This is a genomic window from Streptomyces sp. NBC_00557 (assembly GCF_036345995.1).
In the GTDB taxonomy this organism is placed as follows: domain Bacteria; phylum Actinomycetota; class Actinomycetes; order Streptomycetales; family Streptomycetaceae; genus Streptomyces.
In genome coordinates this window covers 5,865,590-5,886,248 of record NZ_CP107796.1, presented here as the reverse complement: position 1 = coordinate 5,886,248, position 20,659 = coordinate 5,865,590, and the positions used below count along the sequence as shown (strand labels likewise).

The window sequence follows — 20,659 nt, the reverse complement described above, 5'->3', positions numbered from 1 at the left end:
TAAAGGGTGGCCGGTAATAGTACGTAGGGACCCATGTCGGAGGTTCCCCGCGGGCATGAATTTCCGGTAACTCGCCCGTGTCCGCGCCGCTGTGGACACTACCCCCCGCATTGTCGTGGCCAGGACCGAGAAGGCAGGATGACCGCATGACGCACGCGATGCTGAAGGGGTCGAACGTCCCTCTGGAAGCCGGCACGGTCCGTGCCGTGCTGCGCTGGACGCCGGGGCAGTCGGTCCCGGACGTGGACGCTTCGGCGCTGCTGCTGGGCCCCGACGGCCGTGTGCGCTCCGATGAGGACTTCGTCTTCTACAACCAGCCACGGCACCCCTCCGGGAAGGTGTGGCGGCTGGGCAAGAAGCGGGTCGCCGAGGGCCTGACCGACACGGTCCAGGCCGATCTGGCCGGTGTCGAGCCGGACGTCACCCGGATCCTGCTGGTCGCGTCCGCCGACGGCGTCACCTTCGACCGGGTGCCGTCGCTGTGCATCCTGCTGTACGACGCGGCAGTCGCCGACGCCGAGCCGCTGGCCGTGTTCGAGATCAAGCCGGAGACGGGCGCGGAGACGGCGCTGATCTGCGGTGAGCTGTACCGGCGCGGGGAGGGCTGGAAGTTCCGCGCGCTGGGCGAGGGGTATTCGAACGGGCTGAAGGGGCTGGCCACGGACTTCGGCATCTCGGTGGACGAGTCCGAGGGCGAGGGCCCGGCGGTCGCGCCGGAGCAGCCGACGTCGGCGGTGCCGCAGCAGCCGCCCGCGTACGGCTATCCGCAGCCGGTCTCGGCTCCGCCGGCGTACGGCTACCCGCAGCCCGCGCCGGTGCCGGCGGCCGTGGGACCGGTGGACCCCGACTTCCGGTTGCCTCCGCAGGGGCCGCAGTTCATCGGGCGGTGAGCGCGGCTACCTCACCGCTCCACCTTCGTTTTGTAGCCCCTGCCCCACTGCAGCCCCCACCCGTACAGCCGGTCCAGCTCGCCCTGGAAGCCGTAGACGAACTTCACCTCGCGGCGGACGACCAGCTCCCCCTTGACGTTCTCGATCATCACCACGGCGCAGGAGCGGGCCTGGGGGTGGCGTTCGTCGAGGCCTATCTCGATGTGGGGGCCGTTGCTCGGGTAGAGGGTGACGATGGCGTGGGTGCGGTCGAAGGCCGGGGTCTGGTCGTAGATGTAGACGAAGACCAGCAGCCGCTTGATGGCGTCGCGGTGGTCGAGGTTGATGTACATCGTCTCGCCGGAGGCCGAGCCGAACCGGTCGTCGCCGCTGAGTTTGATGTACGGAGGTGCGTTGACGTCGCCGAGGTAGCCGCCCAGCGGCTGGACGACGCCCTTCGTGCCGTCGGACAGTTCGTACAGGCAGCCCAGGTCCAGGTCGACGTTGACCATGCTCTGGCCGTGGCCGAGGACCTCCGGCGGCCTGAGGGCCTTGAAGGGGTGCCGCAGCAGGCTCTGGCGCCGGCCCGCGTCGAAGTCGGAGGTGCGCATCCGCCAGGTGAGGTTGATGCGCAGGTGGCCGGTGGCCGCGCCCTGCTTGGTGAGGGACACCGTCTGGTGCCGCTTGGTGAGTTCGATGCCGTTCGCCGAGTTGCCCGCGTCGAAGTCGGCGGCGCCGGCGCCGCGCAGCCCGTCGAAGAGACCCATTCCCGCCCCAGGTGTTCGTGTGCTCGTCGTCCATGACGCTCGGGGCGGCCGACCGCGTCGGCCGCCCCGATTCAGAGCGTTCCCTCGCCGGGCGCGGTGCCACACCCCGTCACCGCCCGGATCTGTCCCGTAAGGGACGGGGGATCACACCCCTGAGGAGACCTCGGCCTTCTCGCCGGAGCCGTCGCCGGCGGCCGCCAGGGCGCGGTTGCGGCGGACGGAGGACCAGAAGGACCAGGCGATCAGGACGACGCCGACGAGACCGGTGATGACCTCGTTGATCTCGTACTGGATGGTGACCATGAGGATCACGGCCAGGGCGCCGATGGCGTAGTGGGCGCCGTGCTCCAGGTAGACGTAGTCGTCGAGGGTGCCCTGGCGGACCAGGTAGACGGTGAGGGACCGGACGTACATGGCGCCGATGCCGAGGCCGAGCGCCATCATCACGATGTCGTTGGTGATGGCGAAGGCGCCGATCACACCGTCGAAGGAGAAGGACGCGTCCAGGACCTCCAGGTAGAGGAACATGAAGAACGCGGCCTGGCCGGCCAGGACGACCGGCGAGCGCTTCTTGCCGGTGCGGGCGGCCTCTTCCTCCTCCTCGTGCTCCCGCTCCTCCTCTTCCTCGAGCCGGTCCTCGAAGTAGCCCGAGAGACCGCCGACGACCATGTAGGTGATCAGGCCGGCGATGCCGGCGATCAGGACCGTCTGGGCCTTGTCCACGTGCGCGCCGCCGTGCTGGTGGGCGTGGGTGGCGAAGGTGAAGGAGGTGATGAGCAGGACGATCAGCGAGATGCAGACCGACAGCATGTCGACCTTGCCGAGCTTGGCCAGGGGCCGCTCGATCCAGCGCAGCCACTGGATGTCCCGGTCCTCGAAGATGAAGTCCAGGAAGATCATCAGCAGGAACATGCCGCCGAAGGCGGCGATGGCCGGGTGGGCGTCCGTGACGAGCTGCTGGTAGCGGTCCTTGTCGGTGAGGGCCAGGTGGACCGCGTCGTACGGGTTGAGCTTGGCGGTGAGGGCGACGATGACGACGGGGAAGACCAGCCGCATGCCGAAGACCGCGATCAGAACGCCGACGGTGAGGAAGATCTTCTGCCAGAAGGCGTTCATCTTCTTCAGAATGCCGGCGTTGACCACGGCGTTGTCGAACGACAGGGAGATCTCGAGGACGGCCAGGATGGCGACGACGCCGAAGGCCTCCCACCCCCCGTAGAAGACCGCGGCGACCAGGCCGAGCGCGGTGACCGCGAACGACCAGCCGAAGGTTTTCAGAAGCACTGGCTACCCAATCGTGTGATGGGGGCGTACCTCCCCCGCGGAATCCGAGGAAGGGTCTCCCCCACGCCGCACTCGGCTTTGCGAAACGTTGACCCCGAGTCTAGACGTGCACCCTACCGGCGGTACCGGGGGCTATGAAACGTTCACCCCGAAGTCCAGGGCGATGCCGCGCAGGCCCGAGGCATAGCCCTGGCCGACGGCGCGGAACTTCCATTCGCCCTGGTAGCGGTAGAGCTCGCCGAAGATCATGGCGGTCTCGGTGGAGGCGTCCTCGCTCAGGTCGTAGCGGGCCAGCTCCTGGCCGTCGGCCTGGTTGACGACCCGGATGAAGGCGTTCGAGACCTGGCCGAAGGTCTGGCCGCGCTCGTCGGCCATGTGGATGGAGACCGGGAAGACGATCTTCTCGCACTGCGGGGGCACCTTGGCGAGGTCGACCAGGATCGTCTCGTCGTCGCCCTCGCCCTCACCGGTGAGGTTGTCACCGGTGTGCTCGACCGACCCCTCGGGGCTCTTGAGCTGGTTGTAGAAGACGAACCACTCGTCGCCCAGCACCCGGTTGTTCGCACCGCACAGCAGCGCGCTCGCGTCCAGGTCGAAGGGGGCGCCGGTGGTGGAACGCGCGTCCCAGCCGAGCCCGATCATGACGTTGGTGAGGTTCGGTGCGGCTTTGGAGAGGGAGACGTTGCCTCCCTTGGCGAGCGTGACGCCCATGATGCTGGTCCTCCCCTAGTGGTGCTTCCCTGGTTGTCCTGCGCGTCCGGCGCCGCCCGTAAACGGTGCGGCGCCGGACGGTACAGGTGCCGGATCCCTGCCGGGATCAGACGTTGACGCCGAAGTCCTGGGCGATGCCGCGCAGACCCGAGGCGTACCCCTGGCCGATGGCGCGGAACTTCCATTCCGCGCCGTGCCGGTACAGCTCGCCGAAGACCATGGCGGTCTCGGTGGAGGCGTCCTCGCTCAGGTCGTAGCGGGCGATCTCCTGCTGGTTGGCCTGGTTCACGACGCGGATGAAGGCGTTGCGGACCTGGCCGAAGGACTGCTGGCGGTTCTCGGCGTCGTAGATCGACACCGGGAAGACGATCTTCTCGATGTCGGCCGGGACGGCGGCGAGGTTGACCTTGATCTGCTCGTCGTCGCCCTCGCCCTCACCGGTGAGGTTGTCACCGGTGTGCTCGACCGACCCGTCGGGGCTCTTGAGGTTGTTGAAGAAGACGAAGTGCTGGTCGCTGGCGACCTTGCCGGAGTTGTTCAGCAGCAGCGCGCTGGCGTCGAGGTCGAAGTCCGTGCCGGTCGTGGTGCGCACGTCCCACCCCAGACCGACGATGACGGCGGTCAGGCCCGGGGCCTCCTTCGTCAGCGATACGTTGCCGCCCTTGCTGAGGCTGACTCCCACGGGTCCTCCATGTGGTGTCCAGGGGCGGGGAGCCCCGTCGTGCTTCGGATAGGGGATCAACGAGCCGATCCTAGTGACGGGTTCCCGCCCCCCGCAGGCCCTGGACCCGCGGCAGCGCGGATGTCGGCCACGGTCGGCCTACAGGGTGTCGAGCGCCTTCACGTAGTCGTTCAGGTCGCGCGCGTCCGGCAGGCCGTTGACCACGGTCCACCGCACGACGCCCTCCTTGTCGATGATGAAGGTGCCCCGGACGGCGCATCCCTTGTCCTCGTCGAAGACGCCGTACGCGCGCGAGACGTTGCCGTGCGGCCAGAAGTCGCTGAGCAGCGGGTACTCCAGGCCCTCCTGCTCGGCGAAGACGCGCAGGGTGTGGATGGAGTCGTTGGAGACGGCGAGCACCTGCGTCCCGCGGTCGGAGAACTTCGGCAGGTTGTCGCGCAGCTCGCACAGCTCACCGGTGCACACACCGGTGAAGGCGAAGGGGTAGAAGAGCAGGACCACGTTCTTCTCGCCGCGGAAGTCCGAGAGCTTCACGGTGCGGCCGTGGTTGTCCTTGAGCTCGAAGTCGGGCGCCTTGTCGCCGACCTGGATCGCCATCGTCGTGCATCCCTTCGGTGGGCTGTTCGGGTGAGCGCACAGCAAACGCTCGGGTCCACCCTACGCAGCGATCACCGGGGAGCCGGGGACGGGCCGGGGCGAAGACCGGCCCGTCCGCTCACACGGCGAAGATCACCTCTTGGACTTGGCGGCCTTCGGCGTGGCCAGGCGGCTTCCGCTCCAGTCCTTGCCCACGCTGACGCTCTTCGACGCCGTCAGGCCGGCCGTCGTGGCGGCGTCCTGGATGTCGCTCGGCTCCACGTACCCCGCACGGCCGGTCTTCGGCGTGAGGAGCAGGATCGCGCCGCCCTCTTCGATGTACGTGGTGGCATCCACCAGCGCATCCGTCAGGTCGCCGTCGTCGTCACGGAACCACAGCACAACGGCGTCGGCCACGTCGTCGAAGTCCTCGTCCATGAGGTCGCCCTCGATGGCTTCCTCGATGGCCTCGCGGAGCTCCTGATCGACGTCGTCGTCGTAGCCGATCTCCTGGACCACCTGCCCGGGCTGGAACCCCAGCCTGGCGGCAGGGTTCGTCCGCTCCTCCGCGTGGTCCGCGGTCGCGCTCACGGGTTGCCTCCTGATCATGTCTTGGTGAGTATCTCAGCCACGCGCGTGCGCGAAGCATTGGCCGTAGTCCACACGGGCGGGGCGGATCGCGCAAGTACCCGGCCCTCCGGACCGCCGAAACGGTGACGATCCCGGCCGTGTCGACGCAACTCCTGGCACCGTATCCCGATTATCAGCGACCCACATCACACCGATGTGCCCGCTTTGCCCTGTTTGGAATCCTCTCGGAATCATCCAGTGATACGCCCCTCGAACAACTTTGCCAAGCACGTCACACCCCGGGCGTATCGTTGCGTTTTGACCCGCGGGAGACAGCGCCACGGCACCGAGGAGATGACGTACGCCGTCCCGAGGTACACGATGGGGAACGGTGCAGCACGAGTGAAAAATCGGCCCTCCGACAGGTAAGGAACAGCGTGGCTTCCGGATCCGATCGCAATCCGATCATCATTGGCGGCCTTCCGAGTCAGGTTCCTGACTTCGATCCCGAGGAAACCCAGGAGTGGCTCGACTCCCTGGACGCCGCCGTCGACGAGCGCGGCCGGGAGCGGGCCCGCTATCTCATGCTGCGGCTGATCGAGCGCGCCCGCGAGCGACGCGTCGCCGTGCCCGAGATGCGCAGCACGGACTACGTCAACACCATCGCCACCAAGGACGAGCCGTTCTTCCCGGGCAACGAGGAGATCGAGCGCAAGATCCTCAACGCCACCCGCTGGAACGCCGCGGTGATGGTCTCGCGCGCCCAGCGTCCCGGCATCGGCGTCGGCGGCCACATCGCCACCTTCGCCTCCTCCGCCTCGCTGTACGACGTCGGGTTCAACCACTTCTTCCGCGGCAAGGACGAGGGCGACGGCGGCGACCAGGTCTTCTTCCAGGGCCACGCCTCGCCGGGCATCTACGCGCGCGCGTACCTGCTCGACCGGCTCACCGAGGACCAGCTGGACGGCTTCCGCCAGGAGAAGTCCAAGTACCCCAACGGCCTGTCCAGCTACCCGCACCCGCGCTCCATGCCGGACTTCTGGGAGTTCCCGACGGTCTCCATGGGCCTCGGCCCGCTCGCCGCGATCTACCAGGCGCGGATGAACCGCTACATGCACGCGCGCGGGATCGCCGACACCTCCAAGTCCCACGTGTGGGCCTTCCTCGGCGACGGCGAGATGGACGAGCCGGAGTCGCTCGGCCAGCTGTCCATCGCCGCGCGCGAGGGCCTGGACAACCTGACCTTCGTGGTCAACTGCAACCTGCAGCGGCTCGACGGCCCGGTGCGCGGCAACGGCAAGATCATCCAGGAGCTGGAGTCCATCTTCCGCGGCGCCGGCTGGAACGTGATCAAGCTGATCTGGGACCGCACCTGGGACCCGCTGCTCGCGCAGGACCGCGACGGCGTGCTGGTCAACAAGATGAACACCACGCCGGACGGCCAGTTCCAGACCTACGCCACCGAGTCCGGCGCGTACATCCGCGAGCACTTCTTCGGCGACGACGTACGGCTGCGCGCGATGGTCGAGAACATGACCGACCACCAGATCCTGATGCTGGGCCGCGGCGGTCACGACCACCGGAAGATCTACGCCGCGTACAAGGCGGCCCTGGAGCACAAGGGCCAGCCGACGGTCATCCTGGCCAAGACGGTCAAGGGCTGGACGCTGGGCCCGAACTTCGAGGGCCGCAACGCCACGCACCAGATGAAGAAGCTGACGGTCGACGACCTCAAGCGCTTCCGGGACCGGCTGCACCTGCCGATCTCCGACAAGGAGCTGGAGTCCGGCGCGCCGCCGTACTACCACCCGGGCCGGGACACCGAGGAGATCCAGTACATGCACGACATGCGCAAGGCGTGCGGCGGGTACGTCCCCACGCGCGTCGTGCGCTCCAAGCCGCTCGCGCTGCCGGACGACAAGGTGTACGCGACGGTGAAGAAGGGCTCGGGCCAGCAGTCCATCGCCACGACGATGGCGTTCGTCCGGCTCCTGAAGGACCTCATGCGGGACAAGGAGATCGGCAAGCGGTTCGTGCTGATCGCGCCGGACGAGTACCGCACGTTCGGCATGGACTCCTTCTTCCCGAGCGCGAAGATCTACAACCCGCTCGGCCAGCAGTACGAGGCGGTCGACCGGGACCTGCTGCTCGCCTACAAGGAGTCGCCGACCGGCCAGATGCTGCACGACGGCATCTCCGAGGCGGGCTGCACGGCCTCCCTCATCGCGGCCGGCTCGGCCTACGCCACGCACGGCGAGCCGCTGATCCCGGTCTACGTCTTCTACTCGATGTTCGGTTTCCAGCGCACCGGCGACCAGTTCTGGCAGATGGCCGACCAGCTGGCACGCGGTTTCGTCCTGGGCGCGACGGCCGGCCGTACGACCCTGACCGGCGAGGGTCTGCAGCACGCGGACGGCCACTCCCAGCTGCTGGCCTCGACCAACCCGGCGTGCGTGGCGTACGACCCGGCGTACGCGTACGAGATCGCGCACATCGTCAAGGACGGCCTGCGCCGCATGTACGGCGGCGACGCCGAGCACCCGCACGGCGAGGACGTCTTCTACTACCTGACCGTCTACAACGAGCCCATCCAGCACCCGGCCGAGCCGGCGAACGTGGACGTCGAGGGCATCCTCAAGGGCGTCTACAAGCTGAGCGACGGCACCGGCGGCTCCGTCCCGGCGCAGATCATGGCGTCGGGCGTGGCGGTGCCGTGGGCGCTGGAGGCGCAGCGGATCCTGGCCGCGGAGTGGAACGTGCGCGCCGACGTCTGGTCGGCCACCTCCTGGAACGAGCTGCGCCGCGAGGCGGTGGCGTGCGAGGAGCACAACCTGCTGCACCCGGAGGAGGAGCAGCGGGTGCCGTACGTGACGCGCAAGCTCGGCGGCGCCGAGGGTCCGTTCGTGGCCGTGTCCGACTGGATGCGCTCCGTTCCGGACCAGATCGCGCGCTGGGTGCCGGGGACGTACCAGTCGCTGGGCGCGGACGGCTTCGGCTTCGCCGACACGCGCGGTGCGGCGCGCCGCTTCTTCCACATCGACGCCCAGTCGATCGTGGTCGCGGTGCTCACCGAGCTGGCCCGTGAGGGCAAGGTCGACCGCTCGGTGCTGAAGCAGGCCATCGACCGGTACCAGCTGCTGGACGTGTCGGCGGCGGATCCGGGGGCGGCGGGCGGCGACGCGTAGCCGCGGCGCTCGGCTTCGGCCGGGCGGCATCTGGGGAGAGCCTGCTTGTTCGTTGCCGGGTGCGGGTGCGCGGGGGCTGGTCGCGCAGTTCCCCGCGCCCCCTTCGGGGCGCGTTTACGATGCGGGTATGAACGAGCGGTCGGCGCAGGCGCGTTGGGAGCGGCGTACCCAACGCCCCCTGCTGGCGCTGGCGGTGGCGTTCGCCGTCGCCTATGCCGTGCCGATCGTGGACAACCCCGCGCGCCGCTCCGTGACGGTCGTGTGCACCGCCACGGAGTGGGTGGTGTGGGCCGCGTTCGCGGTGGACTACCTGATGCGGCTGGCGCTCACCCCGCGTCGGCGGGAGTTCGTCCGCACGCACTGGATGGACCTGTGCGCGGTGGTGCTGCCGCTGCTGCAGCCGCTGCGGTTGCTGCGGATGGTGTCGACGCTGCTGCTGGTGGGGCGGCGGGCGCGGATGGCCTCGCAGATCCGGCTGACGACGTACGTCGGCGGGGCCGTGATCGGGCTGCTGATGTTCGGGTCGCTCGCCGTGCTGTCCGTGGAGCGGGACGCGCCGCACGGGAACATCCGGACGCTGGGTGACGCGGTGTGGTGGTCGTTCACGACGATGACGACCGTGGGATACGGGGATCACGCGCCGACGACCGGGCTGGGGCGGATGATCGCCGTCGGGCTGATGCTGTCCGGGATCGCGCTGCTCGGTGTGGTCACCGCGAACATCGCGGCGTGGTTCATCTCGCGGTTCGAGAAGGACGACGCCGAGGAGCGGCGGCAGACGCTGGCCATCGCCGAGTTGGCCGAGGAGGTGCGGTTGCTGCGCGCCGAGGTGGCCCGGTTGACCGAGGAGCGCGAGCAGCAACGGAGTTGACCGGTGGCCCAGCCGCGGCGGCCGGCCGGCCGCAGGGTGCGCGGTCGCGCGTCGGGCGGCCCCCGCACCCCGCAACCGGGACCCCTCGCCTACAGCAGCCCGTGGCCCCAGGTCGCCGCGCCTGCCAGGGCGACGATGGCCAGGAGCGTGTCGATCGCTCCCAGGACCAGCGCCACCAGAGCCGGGACGTTCCGGTCGTTGGACCAGGTGCGGCCCATGGACTGCCAGCCGCAGAACACCGCCACCGGGCCGAGGACGATGCCCAGGGCGAAGAAACCGGCCACGGCACAGATCGTGCCGATGATGCCGAGCGTCGCACGGTCCGGCCCGGTCCGGTGCCACGTGCGGCCACGTGACCGGGGGTACCCGCGCGTTCCGTGCCCGAAGCCTGCCATCATCAACTCCCTGAGGCCGTATGGACAGTTCGGCTTCGATGTGCGGGTACCCCGGTTCTCCGCCGGCAGACCTGCGCGCGCTGCCCCCCTCCCAGCAGCGCGCGCCACGGCCCGGCGTCCTCCCATGCCCTGCGGAGGACTTGACCAACTGTGACCCGTGGCGCGCGCCGGTGCGAGCGATCTTTAGCGGAGTCACCCTGATAGGCGAACTCCGCAGCCGGATCCGGCGGGGAGGCGGCCTCAGATGTGGCCAACGCCCGCGCCGGCCTCCGCGTTCGCGCCCCGCTTGGTGAGCAGCGCGACCAGAACGGCGACCGCCGCCACGCCCGCCGCGACCAGGGAGGCGAGGCTCATGCCGGAGATGAAGGTGTGGTGGGCGACCTCGGTGATCTTCGCGGCGATCTGCTCCGGCACGCCCTTCGGCACCGGGGCGACACCGACCTGGACCGCCTCGGAGGCCTTGTCCAGCTGATCCGGCGTCAGCTTCGGCAGGCCCGCGCCCGCCCAGTTGCCCGGCAGGTCGCTGTCCACCTTGGAGGCCATCACGGCGCCCAGGACGGCCGTACCGAGGCTGCCGCCGATCTGCATGGCCGCCTGCTGGAGGCCGCCGGCGACGCCGGACAGCTCCATCGGGGCGTTGCCGACGATGACCTCCGTCGCGCCGACCATGACCGGCGCGAGGCCGAGGCCGAGGAGCGCGAACCAGACGGACATCACACCGCTGCCGGTGCCGGCCTGGAGCGTCGACATGCCGTACATGGCGATCGCGGTCGCGGCCATGCCGCCGGCCAGCGGGATGCGCGGGCCGAGCTTGGTGATCGCGGCGCCGGCGAGCGGCGAGCCGACGATCATCATGCCGGTGAGCGGCAGCAGGTGCAGGCCCGCGTCGATGGGGCTCATGCCGTGCACGTTCTGCAGGTAGAAGGTGACGAAGAACAGGCCTCCCATGAACGCGATGGCCATCAGGACCATCAGGACGACACCGGCCGAGAGCGGGACCGAGCGGAAGAGACCCAGCGGGATCAGCGGCTCCTCGACCCTGGTCTCCCAGAACGAGAACACGGCGAAGAGCACCGCGGACGCGCCGATGAACAACCACGTCCTGCCGTCGCCCCAGCCCCAGGTCGGGGCCTTGATCAGGGCCCAGACCAGGCAGAACATCGCGCCGGAGAGCAGCGCGATGCCGAGCAGGTCGAAGGAGCGCGGGGCGTTCTCCGCGCGGTGGTCGAGCAGGATCAGCACGCCCAGGAGCAGGGCGAGCGCTCCCACCGGCACGTTGATGAAGAACACCGACTGCCAGTCGACGTGCTCGACGAGGACGCCGCCGAGGATCGGGCCGCCCGCGGTGGACGCGCCGATCACCATGCCCCAGATGCCGATGGCCATGTTGAGCTTCTCGGCCGGGAAGGTGGCCCGCAGCAGGCCGAGCGCGGCCGGCATCAGCAGCGCGCCGAACAGGCCCTGGAACACGCGGAACGTGACGACCGCGGCGATGCTGTGGGACAGGCCGATGGCGCCGGAGGCGGCGGCGAAGCCGGTGACGCCGATGAGGAAGGTCTGCCGGTGGCCGAAGCGGTCGCCGAGCTTGCCCGCGGTGATCAGGGAGACCGCGAGGGCGAGGAAGTAGCCGTTGGTGATCCACTGCACCTGGGCGAAGGTGGCCCCCAGGTCCTTCTGGATCGCCGGGTTGGCGATGGCCACGATGGTGCCGTCGAGGGCCACCATCATGACGCCGACGGCGACGGTGATCAGGGTGAGCCAGGGATGGCCGCGCAGCCCCCCGGCCGGAGGCGACTCGAGCGGGGCCTTGGGCGCCGCGCCCTCCGGCCCCGTCGCATCGATGGTGGTCTGACTAGTCATACCCATGAGGCTAGTGACAGCCTCTGACATTTGACAAACGATTTCATCCGTCAGTAACTGACACCTATGGAAACGCTGCGCGAACGCAAGAAACAGCGCACCCGGGAAGCGCTGCTGCGGGCCGCCCTCGAGCTGTTCACGACCCAGGGGTACGAGCACACGACCGTCGACGAGATCGCCGAGGCCGCCGACGTCTCGCAGCGCACCTTCTTCCGCTACTTCGCCGGCAAGGAGGACGCGGCGTTCGCGGTCCAGGAGATGACGGAGGCGCGCTTCGTCGACGCCGTACGCGCGCGTCCGCCGCACGAGGCGCCACTGGACGCGCTGCGGCAGGCGGTCCTGGAGGGGTGGGACGCGATCCGGGAGACGGTGGAGACGTGCGTCCCGGTCGAGCTGTATCTGCGCATGTACCGCACGATCGAGTCGACGCCCGCGCTGCTCGCCGCGCACCTGCGCCGCTCGGCTGCGACGGAGGAGACGATCGCCCGGCTGCTGGCCGAGCGCGAGGGCGTGGACGTGGACGCCGACCCGCGGCCCAGGCTGGCCGTGGCCGTGTTCGGCGGCGTGATAAGGGTCACGGAGCGGCAGTGGTCCACGGGCGACGACTTCAGCCTGGACGCCATGCGTCAACTCACCGCGTCCTACCTCGACCAGGTGGCTTCGGCGCTCACCGGGAAGTGGCGCACGTCAGAAGATCGTTGACGACTCGTTCGATGCCCGTCGAAACGTGATACCGGTCACTCGGTTACCCCGAGACCCTCTCGTTCTCCTAGTGTGTCCTCCCAGTGACTTCCTTCGACACCTCCCCGCAACTGAACGTCTGGCGCGCGCTGCTGGCGCTGGCCGTGGTGTTCGTGATGCTCGCGACCACCGGCTGGACCGCCCTGCGCAGCCACCGGGAGTCGACCGCACTGCAGGCCTCGCTCGCCGAGTGGGAGCAGGGCAGCGTCCACGGCCTCCATCTGCCGGACCCGCATGCCGCACCGGCCGTGCTCAGCCGTTTCTTCGCCTCCCTCTCGCCGGAGGACCAGCGCCGTCTCGCCCGCCGCTACCCGCTCGCGGTCGGCAACATGAACGGCGCGCCCGTCACCCTGCGCTACCGCGCCAACCACGTGGCGCTGGAGCAGCAGCGCGAGGTCGAGCGCAAACGCATGCACGACAGCCGGCTCAGCGCGGCCGGCCAGCAGGACGCGGGCATCCGTATGCACCGCTACGAGTCGCTGCTGACCGCCGGCCGGCACATCCTGGCCTTCGACCCCGAGGGCTCGGGCCGGATCGCGGAGGTGTTCGGAAGCCTCGACAAGGCCGAGCGGATCGCCGTCGTCGTCCCCGGCGTCGACACCGATCTGCTCACCTTCCAGAAGACGGGCCGCCCGTACACCGCCCCGGTCGGCATGGCCAAGGCGCTGTACGCGGCGGAGCGCGCCCAGAGCCCCGCGGTCCGTACGGCCGTGATCGCCTGGGCCGACTACACCGCCCCCGACGGGCTCGGCATGGACGCGGCGACCGGCGGGCGCGCCGCGGAGGGCGCCGTACGGCTGGACGCCCTGCTGGACGCCCTGCCCGGGCGGGCCCCGGTGGCGATGGTCTGCCACAGCTACGGCTCGGTGGTCTGCGGGGTCGCGGCGCACGCGATGCCCCGCCGGGTCACCGACATAGCGGTGGCGGCGAGCCCCGGCATGCGGGTCTCCAGCGCCTCGCACCTGGGCACCGGGGCGCGGGTGTGGGCGATGCGCGACGCGAGCGACTGGATCCAGGACGTGCCGTATCTGGAGCTCGGCGGGCTCGGGCACGGCGCCGATCCGGTGTCGTCCGCGTTCGGCGCGCGGGTGCTGTCCGCCCGGGACGCGCGGGGTCACGCCGGCTATTTCCAGCCGGGCACGGACAGTCTGCGCAACCTGGCCGACGTGGCCGTCGGGGCGTACGACGCGGTGACGTGCGCCCACGACAACGACGCGTGCCGAGCCGGTCTTTCCGGCGCGTCTCCCGCCGGACGCGCGTAGAAACAACAGGAAGTGCGGTCTGCGCGGGTGGCGACGGAGGAGCACGTGCCGCATACGATGAGCCGCATGGGTGACGTACTGGCGGGATTTCATGCCGTCTGGGAGTTCGAGTCCGACTCCGTGCTCATCCGTTACGAACGGGGGATTCGGGCACCGAAGCTGTTCCAGGCGCTCGGGGAGCGGCGCATCCCGCTGTCCGCGGTCGAGGGCGTGACGATCGGTCCGGGCAAGCGCGGCACGGTTGTCCTGCGGCTGCTGCCGCGGGCCGGCGCGGATCCGCTGATGGAGGCGGCGGCCGGGCAGCTGAAGGAGGGCTCGGACCCGTACCGGCTGGTGCTGCCGGCCGAGCGGGAGACGCTCGCCGAGTACTACGCGGACGAGTTGAAGGGGCTGTTGACCGAGTCGGGGCCCGTGGAGCACCACCTGGTGGCCGCGCCCGAGGTGCCGCTGTCCTTCAAGGCGTACGACGGCAAGGCGAGCTTCGACGGTACGGCGGTGCAGTTCCGCTGGTCGTGGACGGGTGCGTCGTCGGCGAAGTGGAAGGCGGGCGACCAGAGTTACCCGGTCACGGAGCTGAGCGGGGTGGAGTGGCGCTCGCCGGAGGTGTTCGAGGGGCATCTCCGCCTGCTGCGCAGGTCGGCCGAGGCGGCGGCGCCCGTGCCGGCCGACCAGGATCCGGCCGCGGTGGTGTTCGGGCTGGGATACGGGCCGGTGCACGAGTCGCTGCCGTTCGCGGCGGCCGTCCTCGCCGCCGTACGCACCAGGGGGCCGGTGCCCGTGGCACCGGCCCCGTCGCGGCGCGACCCCGCCGACATCGCCGAGCGGATCCGGCACCTGGGCGAGCTGCACCAGGCCGGGCTGGTCACCGACGAGGAATTCTCCTCCAAGAAGGCGGAGTTGCTGGCGGAGCTGTGAGCTATTCGCGGCCCGCGGAGGTGAACGCCATGTCCGCGTAGCGCTCGCCCGCCACCTTGCCCGCGATCGGCTCCAGCAGGGCCAGTTCCTCGTCGGTCAGGGTGAGGGCGGTCGCCGCCACGTTCTCCTCCACCCGCTGCGGCTTGCGGGTGCCCGGGATGGGCACCACCGGGAGGGCGTCGACCGTCGCCCGCTGCTGCACCCAGGCCAGGGCGACCTGGCCGAGGGTGGCGCCGTGGGCCTCGGCGGCGGCGCGGACCGGCTCCAGCAGGGCGGCGTTGGCGGTCGCGTTGGCGCCGGTGAAGCGGGGCTGCTGACGGCGGAAGTCGTCGGCGGTCAGCTCCTGTTCGGCGCGGGTGAAGGAGCCGGTGAGGAAGCCGCGGCCGAGCGGCGAGTACGGCACGAGGGCGACGCCCAGGTCCCGCGCGGCCGGCACGACCCTCGCCTCGATGTCCCGGCTGAACAGCGACCACTCCGACTGCACGGCCGCGATCGGGTGCACGGCGTGCGCGGCGCGCAGCTCGTCGGCGGTGACCTCGCTCAGCCCGAGGTGCTTGACCTTGCCCTCGCGGACCAGCTCCGCCATCGTGCCGACGGTCTCCTCGATGGGGACGTTCACATCGCGCCGGTGCATGTAGTAGAGGTCGATCACGTCGACGCCGAGCCGCTTCAGGCTGCCCTCGACGGCCTGGCGGATGTAGGGGGCGTCGTTGCGGATGACCCGCTTGGTCGGGTCGTCCTCCGGGATCGACAGCGCGAACTTGGTGGCGATCACCACCTCGTCGCGGTGCGCCGCGAAGAAGGGCGCGAGGAAGCGCTCGTTCTCCCCCGCGCCGTAGGCGTCGGCCGTGTCGTACAGCGTCACGCCCAGCTCCAGCGCCCGCTCCAGCGCGGCGCGCGCCTGGCCGGCGTCCGTGGGGCCGTACGCGAAGCTCATGCCCATGCAGCCGAGGCCCTGGACGCCCACCTCCGGTCCGCCCGCGCCGAGCCGTACGGCCGGAATCCTGGCGTCGGTCATCGCGTGGTCCCCTCCGTCGCGTAGAAGCTGATCTTGCGGTCGAGCACGGCGAGCGTGTCGCGCAGCTCGGCGATCCGGTTCAGCACGTCCCTGCGGGTCGACTCCAGCAGTTCCCGCCGTTCGGCGTAGGTGCTCTCGCCCTCCCGGACCAGCTCCGCGTACCGGACCATGTCCGCGACCGGCATGCCGGTCAGCCGCAGCTTGGTCACGAAGTCCAGCCAGTCCAGGTCGCGGTTGCTGTAGCGCCGCTGGCCGGTGTGCGAGCGGTCGACGTGCGGCATCAGGCCGATCCGCTCGTACCAGCGCAGGGTGTGCGCGGTCAGGCCGGTGAACGCCACGACCTCGCTGATCGTGTAGCGGTCCTGGCCGTCGGGGCGCGGATGGCGTCTGGGCGGGGCGGAGCAGATGTCGGCGGGGGCTGTTCGTGCGGTGTCCGCTGGCGTGGTCTGCATCACCGTCATGGCCTCCACGCTATGGGGTTGGAGTGCACTCCAAGCAAGCGGATCCGGTAAGAAATCCCCAGGACGCGGTCCGGGACGCGTCGCTAGCGTGCGGCCCATGAGTCTTGTACGCCGGGCCGTGCCCGAGGACGCCGCGGAAGTGCTGCGGCTGCGCCAGGTCATGATCGATTCCATGTTCGAGTCCGGGGGCGGGCCGACCGACTGGCACACCGAGTCCCTGCCGGTGCTGCGGGAGAAGCTGGCCGACGCGGACGGGGACTTCGTGGCGTTCGTCGTCGATCACCCGGACCGGCCGGGGGCGCTGGCCGCGCTGGTGTGCGGGGCGCTGGAGTACCGCATCGGCCGCGCGGGGAACCCGCACGGGCGGGTCGGGCACGTCTTCAGCGTCGCCACCGACCCGGACGCCCGGCGGCGCGGGTACGCGCGGGCGTGCATGGAGGAGCTGCTGCAGTGGTTCCGGGAGCGGGGCGCCGGGCAGGTCGACCTGAACGCGTCGGCGCAGGCCGAGCCGCTGTACGCGTCCCTCGGTTTCGTGCGCAAGCCGGACCCCTCGATGCGGCTGGCCCTGTGAGCCGCATAGGCTCGCCGGCATGTCGTTGCAGAGCCTGGCGCTGATCGAGAACTGGCCCGTCCCCACCGCCGCGGCGGGCGTCGTACGAGCCGACGGGACCGTCCTCGGGACGCACGGTCCCGCCGGACACCGGTTCCCGCTGGCCTCGGTCACCAAGCCGCTGACCGCGTACGCCGCGCTGGTCGCGTACGAGGAGGGCGCGATCGAGCTGGACGAGCCGGCCGGGCCGCCCGGGGCGACCGTCCGCCACCTTCTCGCCCACACCTCCGGGCTGGCCTTCGACGAGCACCGGGTGACGGCGCCGCCCGGTGAGCGGCGGCTGTACTCCAACGCCGGGTTCGAGCAGCTCGGCGACCACATCGCCAAGGCGACGGAGATCCCGTTCGCCGACTATCTGCGGCAGGCGGTGCTGGAGCCGCTGGGCATGACGTCGACGTCGCTGGCGGGTTCCCCGGCGAAGGACGGCGTGTCCACGGTCGCGGACCTGCTGCGGTTCGCGGCGGAGGTGCAGGCACCGCGGCTGCTGGACCCGCGGACGGTCGCGGAGGCGATGAGCGTGCAGTACCCGGGGACGAAGGGGGTGCTGCCGGGATACGGGCACCAGAACCCCAACGACTGGGGGCTGGGCTTCGAGATCCGCGACTCCAAGTCCCCGCACTGGACGGGGAGTTCCTCGTCACCACGCACTTTCGGGCATTTCGGGCAGTCCGGTACGTTCCTGTGGATCGACCCGGACGCGGGGGTCGCCGGCGTCGCGCTGACGGACCGGGCGTTCGGGCCCTGGGCGATCGAGGCGTGGCCGGCGTTCACGGACGCGGTGCTGGCGGAGCTGCGGGGCTGAGCCCGACCTCCGCCGCTATGACATCTCCCACATCAGCACCTCGGCCGGCGTGACGGCCACGGCCTCCACACCGGCCGCCCCCGTCATCCGCGCCGAGTCGCCCGCGTCCAGGCGCTCCTCCCCCAGCCGGACGGCGCCGCGGACCACATGGACGTAGACGTGCGCCGCGTCGGGGACGGCCGTGCGCTCGGCCGGCGCCAGGCGGCGTACGTGGAGCATCGCGCCGGCCTCGGGGACGGCGTACGGGGTGGCGTCGGCGATGCCGGGCACGATCTCGTACGCCGGCTCGCCGCCCGGCTCCAGGGGGGCCAGCCACATCTGGACGAAGGTGAGCGGCGCCGGGCCGTCGTTGCGCTCGACGTGCCGGACGCCCGCCGCCGCGCTGAGCCGCTGGACGTCGCCGGGGCGGACCTTCGTCTCGTGGCCGGTGGAGTCGCGGTGGGTCAGCTCGCCCTCGGCGACCCAGGTGACGATCTCGGTGTGGCTGTGCGGGTGTTCGCCGAACCCGGCGCCGGGCGCGAGCCGTTCCTCGTTGCAGGCGATGAGCGCGCCGAAGCGGAGGTTGCCGGGGTCGTAGTGCGGGCCGAAGGAGAAGGCGTGCCACGACTCGATCCCGGCCTCGGGATCGCCCCCGGGGTAGCGCTCACCGGCGCGCCGTACGTCCATCACGCGCACCACGGTAGCCCCACGAAACACAGGGCACAGGCCCACCGACGCCCACTGCCCCCGGGCCACCGGCGCGAGGGAGACGCCCCCGCAGGCGACCGAGCCATCAGGCGCGAGCGGTCCAGCCCAACCCCGGCGGCACACCGTCCCGGCCCGATAAGGCAGTCTTGTCCCGTGCCCGAACCCGAATCCCGCAGCAGCGATCCGCACGCCGATCCCCACATGCACGACGTCCACCCGCACGCCGCGACCCTCAAGCGGCTGGAGAAGTCCTCAGGGTCGCTCGCCGCTCAGGCCATCGCGCGCATGGACGAGACCCTGCCGTGGTATCGGGCCATGCCCCCGGAGAACCGCTCGTGGATCGGGCTGGTCGCCCAGGCGGGCATCGCGGCCTTCACCGAGTGGTTCCGGCACCCGGACGCACCCCAGGCGATCTCCACGGACGTGTTCGGCACCGCGCCGCGCGAGCTGACCCGGGCCATCACGCTGCGGCAGACCGTGGAGATGGTGCGCACCACCATCGAGGTCATGGAGAGCGCGATCGACGAGGTCGCGGCGCCCGGGGACGAGAGCGTGCTGCGCGAGGCGCTGCTCGTGTACGCCCGCGAGATCGCCTTCGCCACCGCGCAGGTGTACGCCCAGGCCGCCGAGGCACGCGGTGCCTGGGACGCGCGGCTGGAGTCGCTCGTGGTCAACGCCGTGCTGAGCGGGGAGGCCGACGAAGGGGCCGTCAGCCGGGCCGCCGCGCTCGGGTGGAACTCGCCGGAGCACGTGTGCGTGGTGCTGGGCACGGCACCGGACGGGGACAGCGAGCTGACCGTCGAGGCCATCCGGCGGGCCGCCCGGCACGCCAAGCTGCAGGTGCTCACCGGGGTGCTGGGCGACCGGCTCGTCGTCATCGCCGGCGGCAGCAACAACCCGCTCGCCGTCGCCAAGTCGCTGATCGGGCCCTTCGCCGCGGGCCCGGTCGTCGCGGGGCCCGTGGTGCCCGATCTGCTGGCCGCGACGCGGTCCGCGCAGGCCGCCGCCGCGGGACTGAAGGCGTGTTCGGCCTGGCAGGACGCCCCGCGGCCGGTGCTGGCGGACGACCTCCTCCCGGAGCGCGCGATCGCGGGTGATCCGAGCGCCCGCGAGCAGTTGGTGGAGGAGATCTACAGACCTCTGGAAGAGGCCGGTTCGGCGCTGCTGGAAACCTTGAGTGTCTATCTGGAGCAGGCGAGCAGCCTGGAAGGCGCGGCCCGGATGCTCTTCGTTCACCCGAACACCGTCCGCTACCGGCTCAGACGTGTGACAGACGTCACCGGTTGGTCGCCATCGGATGTACGATCCGCGTTCACACTGCGGATTGCACTCATCCTGGGGCGTCTGGCCGACGGCGAACCCCCGGCATAAGGTTTTGTGGGAGGTCCACAAAAGGCCTTCGTGTTCTTCGTCCTTGTCCTCACGGGCGGCCCCGGCCGTCCCCAAGAGAGAGTGTGAGAGTGCTCGTACTCGTCGCTCCCGGCCAGGGCGCCCAGACGCCCGGCTTCCTGACTCCCTGGCTCGAACTGCCCGGTGCCGCCGACCGCGTCGCCGCCTGGTCGGACGCCCTCGGCCTGGACCTGGTGCACTACGGCACCCAGGCCGACGCCGATGCCATCCGCGACACCGCGGTGGCCCAGCCGCTGCTGGTCGCCGCCGGGATCCTGTCCGCCGCGGCACTCGGTGCCATGTCCGAGATCGCCCCTGGCGCGGTCGCCGGGCACAGCGTCGGTGAGATCACCGCGGCCGCCTTCGCGGGCGTGCTGGACGACACCGCCGCGCTGGGCCTGGTCCGCAAGCGGGGCCTGGCGATGGCCGACGCGGCCGCGGTCACCGAGACGGGCATGTCGGCGCTGCTCGGCGGCGACCCCGAGACCTCCGTGGCGCACCTGGAGAAGCTGGGCCTGACCCCGGCGAACATCAACGGGGCGGGCCAGATCGTCGCCGCGGGCACGCTGGAGCAGCTGGCCGCGCTGAACGAGGACAAGCCCGAGGGCGTCCGCAAGGTCGTCCCGCTCAAGGTCGCCGGCGCCTTCCACACGCACCACATGGCGCCCGCCGTCGAGACGCTGGCCAAGGCCGCCGCCGAGCTGACTCCGGCCGACCCCGAGGTGACCTACGTCTCCAACAAGGACGGCAAGGCGGTCGCGAGCGGCGCCGAGGTGCTCGAGCGGCTGGTCGGCCAGGTCGCCAGCCCCGTGCGCTGGGACCTGTGCATGGAGACCTTCAAGGAGCTGGGCGTCACCGCGCTCATCGAGGTGTGCCCGGGCGGCACGCTGACCGGACTGGCCAAGCGCGCGCTGCCCGGCGTGAAGACGCTGGCCCTGAAGACCCCCGACGACCTCGACGCGGCCCGCGCGCTCCTCTCCGAGCACGCCGGCGCCTAAGGAGCC

The 20,659-nt window shown here is 70.7% G+C and carries 21 protein-coding genes; 10 read left to right on the top strand and 11 right to left on the bottom strand.

Annotated elements, in window-relative coordinates:
* Positions 1-146: 146 nt before the first annotated feature.
* On the top strand, positions 147-890 hold the full coding sequence (locus OG956_RS25715) for a TerD family protein (protein WP_330340356.1): 744 nt from the start codon (positions 147-149) through the stop codon (positions 888-890).
* Positions 891-901: 11 nt separating this feature from the next.
* On the opposite strand, the gene OG956_RS25710 is transcribed toward OG956_RS25715, so the two are convergent.
* From OG956_RS25710 to OG956_RS25685, 6 genes are all read right to left on the bottom strand, one after another.
* Positions 902-1,636, bottom strand: a complete 735-nt coding sequence (locus tag OG956_RS25710) for a TerD family protein (protein WP_330340355.1) — start codon at positions 1,634-1,636, stop codon at positions 902-904.
* Between the two features lie 144 nt (positions 1,637-1,780).
* On the bottom strand, positions 1,781-2,920 hold the full coding sequence (locus tag OG956_RS25705; protein ID WP_330340354.1) for a DUF475 domain-containing protein: 1,140 nt from the start codon (positions 2,918-2,920) through the stop codon (positions 1,781-1,783).
* Positions 2,921-3,052: 132 nt separating this feature from the next.
* Positions 3,053-3,631: a TerD family protein gene (locus OG956_RS25700; RefSeq protein WP_330340353.1), complete on the bottom strand. Its 579-nt coding sequence runs from the start codon at positions 3,629-3,631 to the stop codon at positions 3,053-3,055.
* A gap of 106 nt (positions 3,632-3,737) precedes the next feature.
* Entirely contained in the window at positions 3,738-4,313 is a 576-nt protein-coding gene (locus OG956_RS25695) for a calcium homeostasis/redox stress adaptation protein (RefSeq protein ID WP_330340352.1), read from the bottom strand.
* Positions 4,314-4,451: 138 nt separating this feature from the next.
* Positions 4,452-4,910 (bottom strand): peroxiredoxin, encoded by a 459-nt coding sequence (locus tag OG956_RS25690; RefSeq protein WP_330340351.1) that lies wholly within the window; start codon positions 4,908-4,910, stop codon positions 4,452-4,454.
* 132 nt (positions 4,911-5,042) lie between these two features.
* Positions 5,043-5,480, bottom strand: a complete 438-nt coding sequence (locus OG956_RS25685; RefSeq protein ID WP_330340350.1) for a DUF3052 domain-containing protein — start codon at positions 5,478-5,480, stop codon at positions 5,043-5,045.
* A gap of 416 nt (positions 5,481-5,896) precedes the next feature.
* On the opposite strand from OG956_RS25685, the gene aceE reads away from it, so the two are divergent.
* Together aceE and OG956_RS25675 are read left to right on the top strand one after the other, a co-directional pair.
* Positions 5,897-8,644: a pyruvate dehydrogenase (acetyl-transferring), homodimeric type gene (aceE, locus tag OG956_RS25680; protein WP_330340349.1), complete on the top strand. Its 2,748-nt coding sequence runs from the start codon at positions 5,897-5,899 to the stop codon at positions 8,642-8,644.
* Positions 8,645-8,771: 127 nt separating this feature from the next.
* A complete protein-coding gene (locus OG956_RS25675) occupies positions 8,772-9,515 on the top strand; it encodes an ion channel (RefSeq protein ID WP_330340348.1) in 744 nt (247 codons plus the stop codon).
* 89 nt (positions 9,516-9,604) lie between these two features.
* Here OG956_RS25675 and OG956_RS25670 read toward each other — a convergent pair whose 3' ends face one another.
* Positions 9,605-9,910: a small hydrophobic protein gene (locus tag OG956_RS25670; protein ID WP_330342946.1), complete on the bottom strand. Its 306-nt coding sequence runs from the start codon at positions 9,908-9,910 to the stop codon at positions 9,605-9,607.
* Positions 9,911-10,150: 240 nt separating this feature from the next.
* Positions 10,151-11,770: an MFS transporter gene (locus tag OG956_RS25665; RefSeq protein ID WP_330340347.1), complete on the bottom strand. Its 1,620-nt coding sequence runs from the start codon at positions 11,768-11,770 to the stop codon at positions 10,151-10,153.
* A 66-nt stretch (positions 11,771-11,836) separates the two neighbouring features.
* Here OG956_RS25665 and OG956_RS25660 point away from each other — a divergent pair, with 66 nt between their 5' ends.
* The 3 genes from OG956_RS25660 (at position 11,837) to OG956_RS25650 (ending at position 14,688) form a co-directional block, all read left to right on the top strand.
* Positions 11,837-12,472: a TetR family transcriptional regulator gene (locus tag OG956_RS25660; RefSeq protein WP_330340346.1), complete on the top strand. Its 636-nt coding sequence runs from the start codon at positions 11,837-11,839 to the stop codon at positions 12,470-12,472.
* Between the two features lie 83 nt (positions 12,473-12,555).
* Positions 12,556-13,773: an alpha/beta hydrolase gene (locus tag OG956_RS25655; RefSeq protein ID WP_330340345.1), complete on the top strand. Its 1,218-nt coding sequence runs from the start codon at positions 12,556-12,558 to the stop codon at positions 13,771-13,773.
* A gap of 66 nt (positions 13,774-13,839) precedes the next feature.
* Positions 13,840-14,688 (top strand): DUF4429 domain-containing protein, encoded by an 849-nt coding sequence (locus OG956_RS25650; RefSeq protein ID WP_330340344.1) that lies wholly within the window; start codon positions 13,840-13,842, stop codon positions 14,686-14,688.
* Position 14,689: 1 nt separating this feature from the next.
* Here the strand turns inward: OG956_RS25650 and OG956_RS25645 are convergent, their stop codons facing one another.
* Positions 14,690-15,706: an aldo/keto reductase gene (locus OG956_RS25645; RefSeq protein ID WP_330340343.1), complete on the bottom strand. Its 1,017-nt coding sequence runs from the start codon at positions 15,704-15,706 to the stop codon at positions 14,690-14,692.
* Positions 15,703-16,167, bottom strand: coding sequence for a MerR family transcriptional regulator (locus OG956_RS25640; protein ID WP_330340342.1), 465 nt, complete (start codon positions 16,165-16,167; stop codon positions 15,703-15,705). Before OG956_RS25640 ends, OG956_RS25645 begins: the two co-directional genes overlap by 4 nt.
* Before the next feature lie 97 nt (positions 16,168-16,264).
* On the opposite strand from OG956_RS25640, the gene OG956_RS25635 reads away from it, so the two are divergent.
* Positions 16,265-16,738, top strand: a complete 474-nt coding sequence (locus OG956_RS25635) for an N-acetyltransferase (protein ID WP_330340341.1) — start codon at positions 16,265-16,267, stop codon at positions 16,736-16,738.
* Between the two features lie 19 nt (positions 16,739-16,757).
* The gene (locus tag OG956_RS25630; protein ID WP_330340340.1) at positions 16,758-17,579 is read left to right on the top strand and encodes a serine hydrolase domain-containing protein; all 822 of its coding nucleotides are present in this window, start codon (positions 16,758-16,760) and stop codon (positions 17,577-17,579) included.
* A gap of 15 nt (positions 17,580-17,594) precedes the next feature.
* Here the strand turns inward: OG956_RS25630 and OG956_RS25625 are convergent, their stop codons facing one another.
* Positions 17,595-18,245, bottom strand: coding sequence for a pirin family protein (locus tag OG956_RS25625; RefSeq protein ID WP_330342945.1), 651 nt, complete (start codon positions 18,243-18,245; stop codon positions 17,595-17,597).
* A gap of 174 nt (positions 18,246-18,419) precedes the next feature.
* Here OG956_RS25625 and fasR point away from each other — a divergent pair, with 174 nt between their 5' ends.
* Positions 18,420-19,637: a fatty acid biosynthesis transcriptional regulator FasR gene (gene fasR / locus OG956_RS25620; protein ID WP_443065607.1), complete on the top strand. Its 1,218-nt coding sequence runs from the start codon at positions 18,420-18,422 to the stop codon at positions 19,635-19,637.
* A gap of 89 nt (positions 19,638-19,726) precedes the next feature.
* Positions 19,727-20,653, top strand: coding sequence for an ACP S-malonyltransferase (locus tag OG956_RS25615; RefSeq protein ID WP_330340339.1), 927 nt, complete (start codon positions 19,727-19,729; stop codon positions 20,651-20,653).
* Positions 20,654-20,659 lie beyond the last annotated feature (6 nt).